This window comes from Rhizobium sp. R634, from assembly GCF_002211305.1.
In the GTDB taxonomy this organism is placed as follows: Bacteria; Pseudomonadota; Alphaproteobacteria; order Rhizobiales; family Rhizobiaceae; genus Rhizobium.
Window position 1 is genome coordinate 143,569 of the sequence record NZ_LOKW01000002.1, and the last position, 15,182, is coordinate 158,750.

Below are 15,182 nucleotides of genomic sequence, written 5' to 3' on the forward strand. Positions count from 1 at the left end.
TTAATTTTCAGGTTCAAGCATGATTGTTGCCAAAGGCGGCAGCGTTATCGAGCAGGTGATGGCGCCGCCGGCATTGACGGCCTGCACGCGCCCGCCATTGCCCTTGCCGCTGCCGCCGTAGATGTCGGCATCGGTGTTCAGAATTTCCCGCCAGCGCCCCTCGGACGGCAGGCGGATCGAATAGTTCTCGCGGTAAACGGGAGTGAAATTAGTGATGACGGCGACCGGTTTTTCTCCGGGCGCCTTGCGCAGCCAGGCGAAGACGGAATTCTCGCCATCGTCGGCCACCAGCCATTCGAAACCCTCGCCCTCGCAATCGCGTGCATGCAACGCCGGCTTGCTGCGATAGGTGAGATTGAGGTCGCGCACCAGGCGGCGCATGCCCTCGTGCATGCGGTACTGAAGCAGGTTCCAGTCGAGCGACTTATTCTCGCTCCACTCGCTCCACTGGGCGAATTCCTGGCCCATGAACAACAGCTTCTTGCCGGGATAGCCCCACATATAGGCATAGTAGGCGCGCAGATTGGCGAACTTCTGCCAGTCGTCGCCCGGCATCTTGGCGATAAGCGAGCCCTTTCCGTGAACGACTTCGTCATGCGACAGCGGCAGGACGAAATTTTCCGAATAGGCATAGAGCAGGCCGAAAGTCAGTTCGTTGTGGTGGTGTTTGCGATGCACGGGATCGCGGCTCATGTAGCTCAGCGTGTCGTGCATGAAGCCCATGTTCCACTTGAAGCCGAAGCCGAGCCCGCCTTCGTGCACCGGCTGTGAAACCTTCGGCCAGGAGGTCGATTCCTCGGCGATGGTCATGACGTTGGGGTGCTGGCCGTAGATGCGGATGTTGAGATCCTGCAGAAAGCGGACGGCTTCGAGGTTCTCGTTGCCGCCATATTCGTTCGGGATCCATTCGCCGTGCTTGCGGGAATAATCGAGATAGAGCATCGAGGCGACGGCATCGACACGCAGGCCGTCGAGATGGAACTTCTCGGCCCAATAAAGGGCGTTGTTGACGAGATAGGAGACGACCTCGGTGCGGCCGAAGTTATAGATCGCCGTATTCCAGTCGGGATGGAAGCCCTTACGCGGGTCTTCGTGCTCGTAAAGCGCCGTGCCGTCGAACCAGCCGAGGCCATGCTCGTCGGTCGGGAAATGCGCCGGCACCCAGTCGAGGATGACGCCGATGCCGACCTTGTGGCAGCCGTTGACGAAACGGGCGAAGCCCTCCGGCTCGCCGAAACGGGCGGTCGGTGCGTAGAGGCCGGTCGTCTGGTAACCCCAGGACGGGTCGTAGGGATGCTCGGTGATCGGCAGGAATTCGATGTGGGTAAAACCCATGTCGGCGCAATAGGGGATGAGGCTGGAGGCGAGTTCGTCCCAGGAGAGCATCGTGCCGTCCTGCCGGCGCTGCCAGGAGCCGGCATGCACCTCGTAGATCGAGATCGGCTGGCGGCGCTTGTCGGTTTCGCGCCAATGCTTCACATGGGCTTCGTCCTCCCAGAGCTGATCCAGCTCAGCGGCGGCGATGGACGCGGTCTTTGGCCTCAGCTCGCTGCGGCGGGCGAATGGATCGGCCTTCAGCGGCAGCAGCACGCCATCATGGCCGCGGATCTCGAATTTATAGGCAACCCCGAGCGGGATATCGGGCGCGAAGATCTCCCAGATGCCGCTGTCTGTGCGTAAGCGCATGACGTGGCGACGGCCGTCCCAATTGTTGAAATCGCCGACGACCGAGACGCGCTGCGCATTCGGCGCCCAGACGGCAAAGTGGATGCCCTGCGCGCCCTCATGCTTGATGCGGTGCGCGCCCATCTTGTCGAACAGGCGCAGATGCGAGCCTTCGCGAGCGAAATAATCGTCCATCGGCCCGAGCACCGGCCCGAAGCTGTAGGGGTCGGTCACCGCCCATTCGGCATCGCCGCGCCGAGCGCGATAGCGCACCGGCTGGAGCTTGGTTAGCGAAACCGGTCCGGCGAAGAAGCCGTCGCCATGAAGCTGTTTCAATTCGCCGATGACGCTGCCGTCGAGCGTCATCGCGGTCACTTCCTCCGCGCCCGGGATGAAGCAGCGGGCGACGAAAGCGTCGCCGGCCTGGTGCGCACCTAGGACGGCAAAAGGATTGGAGTGCGAGCCTGCAAGGATCGCCGTGATTTCATCTGCCGAAATTTCCCAGGTAAGCTGTACTTCAGGGACTTTTTTCGGCGTTTTCATCCGGCTCTCCAGATTTCGTCTGCATATTGCCTGATCGTGCGGTCGGAGGAGAACCAGCCCATCCGTGCCGTATTGTTGATCGTCTTGGTGTACCAGGCGGACTGGTTGGTCCAGATCTGGTCGACATCGCGCTGAGCCTGGGCATAGGCGTCGAAATCGGCGGCGACCATGAACCAGTCATGCGAATAAATGCCATCGATCAGCGCCGTGTAGCGGTTGCGGTCATCCGGCGAGAAGACGCCCGAGCCGATGGCCGAGAGAGCCTGTGAGAGTTCGCGCGATCCTTCGATGATGGCGCGGGGGTTGTGGCCGTCGCTGCGGACCTTCGAGACCTCGTCGGCTCTCAGCCCGAAGATGACGATATTGTCCTCGCCGACATTGTCACGCATCTCGACATTGGCGCCGTCGAGCGTGCCGATCGTCAACGCGCCGTTGAGGCCGAACTTCATGTTGCCGGTGCCGGATGCTTCCATGCCGGCGGTCGAGATCTGTTCGGAGAGGTCGGCGGCCGGAACCATGACTTCGGCGAGCGAAACATTGTAGTTCGGCACGAAGACGACCTTTAAGAGGCCGCGCACCGATGGGTCGTTGTTGATGGTGCGGGCGACGTCGTTGATGAGTTTGATGATGAGCTTGGCGTTGTAGTAGCTTGGCGCCGCCTTGCCGGCGAAGAGTTTGACGCGCGGAACCCAATCCAGCTCCGGATGCGAGCGGATCTGGTCATAGAGGGCGACGGCTTCGATGATGTTCAGAAGCTGGCGCTTGTATTCGTGGATGCGCTTGATCTGGATGTCGAACATGGCCGAGGGATCGAGCTTCACGCCCATGCGGCTGGCGACGAGATTGGAAAGAGCCACCTTGTTGGCCCGCTTCACCGCTGCGAACTTCTGCTGGAAGGTCGGATCGGAAGCATGGGCCTCGAGCGGGCGCAGCTTCTCGGCGTCATCGAGGAATTCGTCGCCGATCGCCTCGCGGATCAGGTCGGTGAGGCCGGGATTGCACTGTTGCAGCCAGCGGCGCGGCGTGATGCCGTTGGTCTTGTTGTTGATGCGGTCGGGATAGAGCTTGTGCAGGTCGGCAAAGACCGTGACCTTCATCAGATCGGTATGCAGCGCCGAGACGCCGTTGATCGAATGCGAGCCGATGAAGGCGAGGTTGCCCATGCGCACGCGGCGGTCGCCGCTTTCCTCGATCAGCGAGATCGAGCGGATTTCGCTGTCGGAAAAGTTCTTGGTTTTGCGGGCATCGAGCAGGATCTTGGCATTGATCGCATAGACGATCTGCATGTGGCGCGGCAGCAGGCGCTCGAAGAGCGGAACCGGCCAACTTTCCAGCGCCTCGGGCAGAAGCGTGTGGTTGGTGTAGGAGAAGGTGCGGCGGGTGATATCCCAGGCCTGGTCGAAATCCATGCCGTGCACGTCGCAGAGCAGGCGCACGAGTTCGGCGACGGAGACGGCCGGATGGGTGTCGTTCAGCTGGATCGCCACCTTGTCCGGCAGCGACGTGAAATCGTCATATTGCTGCAGGTGGCGGCGCAGGATGTCCTGCAGCGAAGCCGACGAGAAGAAGAATTCCTGACGCAGGCGCAATTCCTGGCCGGCAGGGGTGGCATCGGCGGGATAGAGAACCCTCGTCAGGCTTTCGGCCTTGTTGCTTTCGCGCAGCGCGCCGATGTGATCGCCGGCGTTGAAGGCGTCGAGCAGGATCGGATCGATCGGCTGCGCCGACCAGAGGCGCAGCGTGTTGACGCGTTTGCCGCGCCAGCCGACGGCCGGCGTGTCGAAGGCGGCGGCGATGACGCGCTCGGCCGGCTTCCAGACGTAGCGCGGCTGGTCGTCATGGGTGGTGATGAATTCGACGGCGCCGCCGAAGCCGATTTCGTAAGAGCTCTCGCGGCGCTCGAACTCCCAGGGATTGCCGTGGGCGAGCCAGTTTTCCGGCAGCTCCACCTGCCAGCCGTCGGCCAGCTGCTGGCGGAAGAGGCCGTGGACATAGCGGATACCGTAGCCATAGGCCGGAACGTCGACCGTTGCCATGCTCTCCATGAAACAAGCGGCGAGACGGCCGAGGCCGCCGTTGCCGAGTGCGGCATCGGGCTCCAGGCCGGCAATGACGTTGACGTCGACGCCGAGCGAGGTCAGCGCATCGCGCACCTCTTCCATCAGGCCGAGATTGGAGACGGCGTCGCGCATCAGGCGGCCGATCAGGAATTCGAGCGATAGGTAATAGACGCGCTTGGCGCCGGTCGCATAGACCTCGCGGGTGGAAGCCATCCACTTGTCGATGATGCGGTCACGCACCACCAGGATCGTCGCGGTCAGCCAGTCATGCGGCTTCGCCACCTTGGCGTCCTTGCCGATGCGGTAGGTCAGACGTTCGATGATTTCTTCTGCGAGAATTTCCGGCCTTGAACTGCGGGGAGCGGGAGAGGGGATAACCGGCTTGGAAACGGTGTTCATGGTAGATCTCGCCAATTTTAATTTGGTTTCAGGGTGTTATGCCTGATCTAATCGATTTGTCGCTTGCACTGACCACAGTTTATGCATCGTTAGGAAGCACTTGCAACAAAGGATTTGGGCAAACGAAAAATTTGCGAAACCTCCATATTCACGTCATCGGAGGGGCTTGATTCCAATCGCTTTTCCCGATCTGATGCGCGGGCTAGCGATAACGAAAAGCCGCGCCGGTTTGTTCCGGCGCGGCTTTTCGTTGGGTCTTTTCGCCGTGGTCGCTCAGTTCGTCAGGCGCGTCACCTGTGCGGAGGCCTTCGCTCCGATCGCCTTGAACGCGGCCAGGAGGTCTTCCATCTTTTCCGCCTGGAAATAATGGGCGTCATCGGAGGCGCAATAATGCAGCAGCGCCTGGCCGCCCGCCGGCGCCATGAAGGCGATCGTATAGACTTCGATGCCCTTGGATTTCGCGGTATCGCATGTTGCCTTGGTCAAGGTGTCGTACGAACGGCCGCCACTGCTGTCGTTGTTGTTGTCGCCGTCCGTCATGAAGACGATGTATTTCTTGGGCGCCTGCCCGGTCTTCAGCTTGTGGGCGGCGTCCTCGGCATCGTTTCCGGCGGCGTTCTTGGCCGTCAAAGACGTGTAGGCCGTGTTCATCGCGCCGCTTGAATTGGTGCCGCCATTGGCCTGAAGCGCGTTGACATAGCTCGTGACGCCGGCCGTTCCCCAGGCGAGGCTGCTGGGTGAATATTGAACGATATCGTAGGATACCGCGCCGGTGCGCACATATTCCGCATTGGGATCGGCGCTGTCGAGCTGGCCGAAGAGATTGCCGGCGGCGATCTTCAGCGCCTCTATCTTGGTATAGTAATTCGCCCGGCTGCCGGTGCAGGTGTCGTAAACCCACTTGTTCTTTTTATTGTAGTGGCCGTTGCAGTCGTAGGTGTAGGATTCCGTCGGATCATCCTCGTTGACGGTTGCGGTATCCTCTCCCATCGAGCCCGATTTATCGAGCGCGAGATACATGGAAATCGAGCCCTGGCTCTGCGATTGGCCGCTGGTCGTCGTGCCCGACGTCGCAAGATGCTGCGTGCTGAAGCCGACCGCCTGCATGAGCGGATTGACCGTGAGGTCGTAGCTCGGCGAAACCGTGACCTGGTAGGATGTCGATTTGCCCGAGGTGGTCGTCTTGATGTCGACCGCGGTCGCGCTCTTGATATCGATGCCGCTCTGCAGGTAGTTCGCCATCTGTCCGGCGACGAAATTACGCGCGTAGGCCTGAGCCTCAGAGGTTTGGATCGTGCCGTTCGCCAGGGCGGTGGCCGTTGCGAGCGCGGCGGAATCGGCCGCCTCCTGCAACTGCTGCTTGGAGAGCAGCATGTCTCCGACCTGTATCGCCATGCCGGCAGCGCCGAGCAGGACCGGCGCCATAATCGCCGTCATGATACCAAAATTACCGCCACGGTCGCTGAACATGCGACGCAGGCAGGGACGCAAAAACGAGGTGCTCATCATGTTCACCCAACTGAAAACCCTGTGAGGTGATTTACGCACGCTGCTTCTTTACGCCGCCCTTACGGCATCAATAAAATTTTAACGAATCCGGCAATTTTTCCAGTTTTGGGATTATTTCAGCGGGATCACATCAACTGCCTGAACGGCGCGCTGGCCGCCATAGCTTTTCAACACGCCGATGACGGGCACGACGTCGGAATAGTCCCGGCCATAGGCGACGACGATATGATCGGTGCCGGCGGGGATATTGTTGGTCGGATCGAGCTCGATCCAGCCGATCGTCTCGCCGCACCAGATCCGCACCCAGGCATGCATGGCGTCCGCCCCTTCCAGCCGTTCCTTGCCGGGTGGCGGAATGGTGCGCAGGAAGCCGGAGACGTAGCCGGCGGGAATGCCGAGGCTGCGGAGCGCCAGGATCATGATGTGGGTGAAATCCTGGCAGACGCCGCGCTTCAGTTTGAATGCCTCGATCGGCGTCGTGTCCACTGTCGTGGCATCGGGATCGTAAGTGAAGTCCTTGTTGATGCGGGCGCAGAGCGCATGGGCGATCTGCATGGCAGTCAGCTGGGGAGTGGCGCAGCTTCGCGCATAATCGGCGATCTCGCGCGCCTGCGTCAGGCGCGGGCTGCCGCCGAGAAAGTGATGCGGCGAGTCCGGCGCCAGCGACCACACGCCCGATATCTCCTCCGGCAGATCGGCCAGCAGCGGCGAGAAATCGGCGGCGATCGGCTGACTATCCACCTGCACGCGGGCTTGCATGCGAATGTCGAGCGCCTCGTGCGGCGCCCGCAGCATGAAGGAGGTGGCGGGATGGCTGAAGAAATCGACGAAATGCGACTGCTCGTCCGGCGTCGGCGAAATGGTGATCGAGCCGGCGACCAGGCGCTGCCGGTTGGTGAGCGATAGCGGCATCAGCCGCATGATATGGCGGGCGCCGGAGGCCGGCACGTCGTAGCTGTAACCCATGCGGAGCGAAAGATCGTAGAGCACGGCATCACCCGAGATAGGTCTGGGCGAGCAGATCGGAAAGCTGCTCCAATTCGCGTTCGAGCCGCTGGTAAACGTCGGCTCCCATGCCCTCCGGCGTCATCACCGCCAGGCCCGAATGCAGCCGCATCGCCTCGCGGTAGAAGGGCGACATCTGGCCGTTGATCAGGGCATTCGGCAGTTGCTCGACCTCGTGATGGATCTCGTTGACCTGGAAGAGGACCGAGCGCGGGTTGAGGGGGTCGAGCGCCAGCAGGTCGGTCACCGTCAGCCGCGCCGTGTTGACGTTATAGCGGCGGCGATGGGTCATGACGCTGTCGCCGATCTCCAGCAGCATGTCGAGTGCGCCGTCGGGCGCTTCCGGGCCGGACATGTGGCCGAGCAGACGGGTCATGTGCAGGCCGCGCTCGATATAGCGGCCAAGCGAGAGGAAGCGCCAGCCCATGAAACGGTACATGTTTTCGTGCACGAGGCCGGCAAAACCCGCGAGCTTGCGCAGGAGGATCGTCATCGCATGGCTGGCGTCATCGCCGGCGGAGACGGTGACGTGGAAGCGGCGGGCGGTCTTGGCGAGATCGTTGAGCGCTAGCCAACCATCCGGCGAGAAACGGTCGCGGATGTTGCTGGCGGAATAGACGGCGCTGTCGATGTTGCGCAGCAGCGTTTCGGGCACGGGCTCGGCGGTATCGATATCGACGGCTGCGAGATAGGCGGAAACGTCGGCAAGCAGCGGCTGGCTCGGATCGGCGGCTTCGGCAAAACGCGCATGCCAGGCGCGCAGGATGCGCAGCGCGCCTTCGGCGCGTTCGATGTAGCGGCCGAGCCAGAAAAGGTTGTCGGCCGCCCGGCTCGGCAGGCTGCCCGGCATGTTGCGGGTGAAGCTGCCTTCGGCCGGCAGCAGCGTGTGACGCTCGACCGGTTTGTCGCTGACGATCCAGACGTCGGCGGCCGCTCCGCCCGACTGCATGGCGATCGCCGCGGCGTCGGCGCCGGAGCCGATGCGAGCAAAGCCGCCGGGCATGATCTGCCAGCCGTTCGCCGTGCGGGCGGCGAAGACGCGCAGCGACATCGGCCGCGGCATGAGCTTGCCGTCCACCCAGGCCGGCGTCGTCGAGAGTGTGACGACCTCCTGTCCCACAAGTTTCGGGCCGTCCGAGTTCAGCCAGTCGGCAATGGAATCCTTGGCGGTTGCGCGCAGCGACGAGCCGAGCACGGATTCGCCGTTGTCGTCGAAGAAGGGCGCGCGGGAATAGGCCGGGCCGATCACCATTTTCTCGATATTCTTGGAGACCTGTTCGCGCTCTTCCTTCTGGCCGCACCACCAGGTGGCGATCGAGGGCAGTTTCAGGTCCTGCCCCAAGAGATGCCGGCAGATGGTCGGCATGAACGCCAGAAGCGCCCGGGTCTCGAGAATGCCGGTGCCGAGGGCGTTGACGATTGTGACGCTTTCGGCGCGCAGCGCCTCCACGAGGCCGGGGGTGCCGATATGCGAATTCTGGTTCAGCTCCAGCGGGTCGGCAAAGGCCGAATCGAGACGGCGCCAGAGCACGCCGATCGGCTTCAGGCCGGCGACGGTGCGGACCATGACGCGGCCCTTGACGACGGTGAGATCCTCGCCCTCGAGCAGCATGAAGCCGAGATAGCGGGCGATATAGGCGTGTTCGTAATAGGTCTCGTTGGCCGGGCCCGGCGTCAGCACGGCGATGCGGTCGTCGCCCGAATGTTTCATGCCCTGCAGCGCGTCGCGGAAGGCGCCGAAGAAGGAGGCGAGGCGATGGACCGGGGTTTCGGCGTAGATGTCGGAGAAGGCACGGGTCGTCGCCACGCGGTTTTCCAGCGCGAAGCCAGCGCCGGATGGGGCCTGGGTGCGGTCTGCCAGCACCCACCAGTTGCCGTCAGGCCCGCGGCCGATCTCGAAGGCGCAGAAATGCAGATAATGGCCGGACGCCGGCCGGATGCCGGCGAGCGGGCGCTGGAATTCGGGATTGGCGGCGATCAGCGCCGGCGGCAGGAAACCTTCCTCCACCAGCCGGTTCTCGCCGTAGATATCGGCAATGATCGCCTCAAGGAGGTCGGCCCGCTGGACGAGGCCGGCCGAGAGCGCCTGCCATTCGCGCTCGTCGATGAGCACCGGGATATGCGAGATCGGCCAGGCGCGTTCGCCGGTGCCCTTGCTGCCATAGGCGCGATAGAAAACGCCGGCATCCCTCAGGTAGCGGTCGGCGCGGGCAAAACGCTCGGCGAGATCCGGCATTGCGCCGAGATGCGAGAGGAAACGCTGCCAGACGGGGCGGACCACGCCCTTGTTGTCGACCATTTCGTCGGCGATGCCGGGAAGCGGCGCATAATCGAAGGCCGCATCCTTGCCGATGCTGCCTTCAGTCTCCTCCCTGCGCTCCACTGCCGGTCTCTTACTCATCAAAACCCAAGCCCTGCCCCTCGGCCTCAAATGCCCGCGGGCCGCCTCAGATCCAGCGTCAGCGGGAATTCCGGCGAACCCGTCTCGGCGCGCGGGATATAACCGCCCGCCGTATGCCCCCACGGTTCGAACCGGGCGAGCCGCCTTGCTTCCGCCTCGTTGCCGTTGACCGGGAAGGTGTCATAGGTCCGGCCGCCCGGATGGGCAACATGATAGATGCAGCCGCCGATCGAACGCTTCGACCATGTATCATAAATGTCAAAAGTCAAAGGTGTGTTGATCGGAAGCACCGGATGCAGGCCGGAGGCCGGCTGCCATGCCTTGTAGCGGACGCCGGCGACCGATACGCCCGATGTGCCGGTCGGCGTCAGCGGCAGGGTGCGGCCGTTGCAGGTCACGGTATAGCGGGAGGCGTTGCTGGTTTCGAGGCGAACCTGCAGGCGCTCGACGGACGAATCGACATAGCGCACCGTGCCGCCGATCGCGCCCTGCTCGCCCATGACATGCCACGGTTCCAGCGCTTGCCGAAGCTCCAGCTTCGAGCCTTCATATTCGACCTCGCCGCAGAACGGAAAGCGGAATTCGAGCTGCGCCTTGAACCATTCCGGGCTGAGATCGAAGCCGTTTTCACGCAGGTCCGCCAGCACGTCGAGGAAATCGGCCCAGACGAAATGCGGCAGCATGAAGCGATCGTGCAGGGTCGTGCCCCAGCGGACGAATTTGCCGTCGACTGGGTTGACCCAGAAGCGGGCGATCAGCGCGCGCACCAGCAATTGCTGCGCAAGCGACATGCGTGCGTTCGGCGGCATCTCGAAGCCACGGAACTCGATGAGGCCGAGCCTGCCGGTCGGGCCGTCGGGCGAAAACAGCTTGTCGATGCAGATCTCGGCGCGGTGGGTGTTACCGGTGACATCGGTCAGGAGATTGCGGAACAGGCGATCGACGAGCCATGGCAGCGGCGGCTGACCGCGGCCGGGAGCCGCGATCTGCGCCATGGCGATCTCCAGCTCGTAGAGGCTGTCGTGGCGAGCCTCGTCGATGCGCGGCGCCTGGCTGGTCGGGCCGATGAACATGCCGGAGAAGAGGTAGGAGAGCGAGGGGTGGCGCTGCCAGTGGAGGACGACGCTCTTCAACAGATCCGGACGGCGTAGGAACGGGCTGTTGTTCGGATTGGCGCTGCCGACGACGACATGGTTGCCGCCGCCGGTGCCAGTATGACGGCCGTCGATCATGAATTTGTCGGCGCCGAGCCGGGTGGCGCGCGCCTCCTCGTAGATTGCCGTCGTGATTTCAACGCAATCCTTCCAGTTGGATGCCGGATGGATGTTGACCTCGATGACGCCGGGATCCGGGGCGACGCGGATGACGTTGATGCGCTCGTCCTGCGGCGGCGGATAACCTTCGATATGAACGGGAAGCTTGAGCGCGGCGGCAGCGTTTTCGGCAGCGGCGATCAGCTCAAGATAATCCTCGATCCGCTCGACCGGCGGCATGAAGACGCAGAGCCTGCCGTCACGCGGCTCGACCGACATGGCGGTACGCACGGCGCCGCCGATTTCTCCGAGCGTCTGTTCGATACGACTGCGATTGTTCTCGCCGGCGTGGAAGGAGGCTTCCGGCATGGCGCGGCCGGCCGGTACGAAAACGTCGGGCAGCGGTTCGCGCGGGATCGTCGGATCGGCGGGATGGATATAGGGATAGCGTGCCGGGGGGACATAGGGCAGGGTGCCGAGCGGCAGGCGGTAGCCGATCGGGCTGTCGCCAGGTACAAGGAAGATCCTGCCGCGGCGGGTGCGCCATTTCTCGCTGACCCAGGCCCGGCTTCCAGCGGCCCTGGCGTTCCATGCCTGGACCGGAAGGATGTAACCGGTGGGGACGGTGAGGCCACGATCGAAGACGCGGGCGATGCGGTTGCGCTCCTCGGGATCCTTCAGCTTCGAATTCGCCGGATCGACATTGTCGGGAAGATTGCCTTCCTTGATGATCCAGTCGGCCGGATCCTCAAAGGCCGGCTGCACCATGTCGGGCTTGATCGCCAATTCTCTCGCGATCGCCGTCAGCAGCTTTTCGGCATCCTCGGCCGCAACACCGGTATCCCTGCCTTCGGCGGCGACCAGATCGAGGTTCTGCCAGATCGGCTTGCCGTCGCGGCGCCAGTAGAGCGAGAAGGTCCAGCGCGGCAGGCTTTCGCCCGGATACCATTTTCCCTGGCCGTAGTGCAGGAAGCCGCCGGGGGCGAAGCGCTCCTGCAGCTTGCGGATCAGGCTGTCGGCCTTTTCGCGCTTGGTCGGGCCGACGGCGGCGGTGTTCCACTCCTCGGACTGGAAGTCGTCGATCGAAACGAAGGTCGGCTCGCCGCCCATCGTCAGGTGTACGTCCTCTGCTTCGAGGACACGGTCGACCTTCTCGCCGAGTTCGTTGAGCTCGCTCCAGCTTTCATCGGAGAAGGGTTTGGTGATGCGCGGATGTTCTGCGACGCGCGAAACCGTCATATCGAAGGCGAATTCGGTTTCGGCCTCGCCGAAATAACCGCCGGAGATCGGGGCGGCGTTGCGGTAATGCGGCGTGGCGGCGAGCGGAATATGGCTTTCGCCGGTCAAGAGTCCGGAGGTCGGATCGAGGCCGACCCAGCCCGCGCCTGGCAGATAGACTTCGGCCCAGGCATGCAGGTCGGTGAAATCGACTTCGGTGCCGGAGGGACCGTCGAGCGCCTTCAGGTCAGGCGCCAGCTGGATGAGGTAGCCGGAGACGAAGCGGGCGGCGAGGCCGAGATGGCGCAGGATCTGGACGAGCAGCCAGCTGGTGTCGCGGCAGGAGCCCTTGGCGCTTTCCAGCGTCTCCTCCGGCGTCTGCACGCCGGCTTCCATGCGGATGACATAGCCGATCTGCCGCTGCAGCCGGGCGTTCAAACCGACGACCATATCGATGGTCGGCTGGCCGGGCGACCAATCGAGTGTCGGCAGCAGCGCCTTGAGGCGCGGGCCGGCCGGCTCCGGCGTCATGTAGATCGACAGATCCTCGCGGATCGTTTCGGGATAATCGAAAGGCCACTTGGTCGCCTCCTCCTCGATGAAGAAGTCGAAGGGATTGTAAACCGTCATGTCGGCGACGAGATCGACCTCGATCTTGAACTCGGTGACGGGGTCCGGAAAGACGTAGCGGGCGAGATAGTTGCCGTAAGGGTCCTGCTGCAGATTAACGAAGTGATTGGAGGGCGTGACTTTCAGCGAGTGGCTGAGCACCCCCGTCTTCGAATGCGAGGCCGGTTTCAACCGGATAATCTGTGGGCCGAGGCGGACCGGTTTGTCATAGATATAATGCGTCAGATGATAGATGCTGGCTTTGATCGACATATTTCTCTTTTTGTCCGGCGCGCATCGTTGTGCGGCTTGCTGTTCCCGAAGCCAGTGTGTGCAATGCAGCGAAAGAAAGCAAGGGCGGAAGGGCTGGGATTCGGCGGCTTTTACGCCGCCCTGGCGAAGGTCACTGCCGCCTTCAGGCCGCTGCCGCCGGTGCCCGGTTCGAGCGTCAGGACGGCGTTGAAAAGATTGGCGATTTCTTCGACGATCGGCAGACCGAGCCCGGCGCCGGGCGCGCCGGAATCATTGCCGCGAGAGAAACGCCGGCGCACCGCCTCCAACTTCTCGTGCGGAATGCCGGGGCCATTGTCCTCGACTTCGAGGCGGATCGTCTCGAGGGCGGCAATGATGCGGACGGTGACCTCCGCCCCCTTGCCGGCATAGGCGATGGCGTTGCCGGCGAGGTTTCGCAGCATTTCGCCGATGAGCAGGGGCTCGGCGCGGATCATTGCCGGGCTCTCGCCCTCGAAGCCGAGATCGATGCCGGCACTGGCGGCCGCCGGGATCTGCTCGCCGGTGATTTCCTGGGCGATGGCGGCCAGATCGATGGCGGAGGCGGTCAGCGCCTCCTTGGCGGTGGCGGCGTCGATCTTCGCCATCAGGAGAAGCTGGGCAATGATGCGCTCGGCATGCGCCACGGCCTGATCGCCCTTCAGCGCTGCCGCCTGAGCTTCGCCGAGCGAGCCCGCGCGGGCCGAAAGCGCAAGCTGGGTGCGGATAATCGCCAGCGGCGTGCGCAGCTGGTGGCTGGCATTGCCGGTGAAATTGCGCAGGGCATCGAGCGCCGACTGCAGGCGGACCATGAAGGAATTGACCGTATCGACCAGCGGCTCGACTTCGCTCGGCACGGTCTCTTCGATCGGATGAAGATCGTCGGGACTGCGTTCGCCGATCGCATCGCCGAGCTTGTAGAGCGGGCGGAGCGCCACGGTGACCGAGATCCAGACGATGACGGCCGCGCCGGCGATCATGAAGGCGAGACGCAGCGCCGAGCGCACGAGGATCGCCTGCGTCAATTGCCGTCGGGCGATGGTGGTTTCGGCGACCGTCACCACGAAGGGCACGGAGCGGATGCCGGTCGAGGCGGAACGTTCGAGCGTCGCGATCCGGATCGGCTCGCCGCGGAAGGTGTCGTCGGCGAAGGCGGCGGCATTGCCCGGCGTGTTTTTCAGGACCGGCAGGGATTGGTAGCCGGTGATGAACTCACCCGGCGGGCCGTCGACGCGGTAGAAGACGCGGTCCTGCGCCGCCGATGTCAGCATTTCCAGCGCGACATAGGGAATATCGACCTGCAGCGTGCCGTCTTCGGCGACGACGACGCGCTCGGCGATGGCGAGCGCCGAACCGGCAAGGACGCGGTCGGAGACGATGTTGGAGGTCTGAACCGCCTCGCTATAGGTATCGGCGAGTGCCAGCGTGCCGATGACGGCTGTGGAAACAAGCAGCCAGAAGAGCAGCCGGCGTCTGAGGGAGTAGGCGACTTTCATGAGGCCTCGGGCAGCTTGTCGAGATAATAGCCGATGCCGCGCGCGGTCTTGACCGTCAGCCCGTAGGGCGAGAGGCGCTTCCTCAGGCGGCTGACATATTGCTCGATGGCATTTGAGGATATGTCGTCGTCGAAAGCCGTCAGCGACTGGATGATCGCCTCCTTGGCGACGACCTTGCCGGCCCGCATGAAGAGGATTTCGAGCAGGCCGAGTTCGCGGGCGGGAATATCGAGCGGCGTGGCGCCTGATGAAAAGGTGCGGGAGTTGAGATCGAAGGAAATGCTGCCGAAGCCGACAGTCGCCGAACGCAGCCCGGCCTGGCGGCGCAGAAGCACGCGCACACGGGCCTCGAATTCTGATATGTCGAAGGGTTTGATCAGGTAATCGTCGGCGCCGAGATCGAGCCCCTTCACCCGTTCCTCCGGCGTGCCGCGCGCCGTCAGGATGAGGACGGCCGCCTGGTTCTGCCGGGCGCGCATGGCGCGCAGCACGTCCAGCCCGTCCATCTCGGGCAGGTTGAGATCAAGGATGACAAGGTCGAAATTTTCCGCAGCGATGACGGCATTGGCGGAGGCTCCGTCATGCACGACATCGACGGCATGCCCCGTGCCGCGCAAGATCGCCGACAGGCCGTCGGCCAGCGCGATATTGTCTTCGGTGAGCAGGATGCGCACGGATGTTCCCCCTGTTTTCAAAGGAAGTTACAGGGGGAACGAAGGCTTGTCACAGCCATTTTGAAGGTTGGGTGAACGGC

Annotated in this window: 8 protein-coding genes; all 8 read right to left on the bottom strand. The window is 63.2% G+C overall.

Features of this window, described 5'->3' with window-relative positions; translation table 11 throughout:
- Window positions 1-2,208 (bottom strand): 1,4-alpha-glucan branching protein GlgB, encoded by a 2,208-nt coding sequence (gene glgB / locus ATY77_RS04930; RefSeq protein ID WP_088686371.1) that lies wholly within the window; start codon window positions 2,206-2,208, stop codon window positions 1-3.
- Entirely contained in the window at window positions 2,205-4,667 is a 2,463-nt protein-coding gene (locus tag ATY77_RS04935; RefSeq protein WP_088686372.1) for a glycogen/starch/alpha-glucan phosphorylase, read from the bottom strand. The genes glgB and ATY77_RS04935 overlap by 4 nt, the downstream gene beginning before the upstream one ends.
- Window positions 4,668-4,940: 273 nt before the next feature.
- A complete protein-coding gene (locus ATY77_RS04940; protein WP_088686373.1) occupies window positions 4,941-6,173 on the bottom strand; it encodes a pilus assembly protein in 1,233 nt (410 codons plus the stop codon).
- Between the two features lie 114 nt (window positions 6,174-6,287).
- Window positions 6,288-7,166 (bottom strand): transglutaminase family protein, encoded by an 879-nt coding sequence (locus ATY77_RS04945; protein ID WP_088686374.1) that lies wholly within the window; start codon window positions 7,164-7,166, stop codon window positions 6,288-6,290.
- A gap of 4 nt (window positions 7,167-7,170) precedes the next feature.
- Window positions 7,171-9,582: a circularly permuted type 2 ATP-grasp protein gene (locus ATY77_RS04950; RefSeq protein ID WP_088686375.1), complete on the bottom strand. Its 2,412-nt coding sequence runs from the start codon at window positions 9,580-9,582 to the stop codon at window positions 7,171-7,173.
- A gap of 26 nt (window positions 9,583-9,608) precedes the next feature.
- The gene (locus ATY77_RS04955; protein WP_088686376.1) at window positions 9,609-12,935 is read right to left on the bottom strand and encodes a transglutaminase family protein; all 3,327 of its coding nucleotides are present in this window, start codon (window positions 12,933-12,935) and stop codon (window positions 9,609-9,611) included.
- 110 nt (window positions 12,936-13,045) lie between these two features.
- Window positions 13,046-14,428, bottom strand: a complete 1,383-nt coding sequence (locus ATY77_RS04960; protein WP_088686377.1) for a sensor histidine kinase — start codon at window positions 14,426-14,428, stop codon at window positions 13,046-13,048.
- The gene (locus ATY77_RS04965) at window positions 14,425-15,102 is read right to left on the bottom strand and encodes a response regulator transcription factor (RefSeq protein ID WP_088686378.1); all 678 of its coding nucleotides are present in this window, start codon (window positions 15,100-15,102) and stop codon (window positions 14,425-14,427) included. The genes ATY77_RS04960 and ATY77_RS04965 overlap by 4 nt, the downstream gene beginning before the upstream one ends.
- Between the last annotated feature and the right edge of the window lie 80 nt (window positions 15,103-15,182).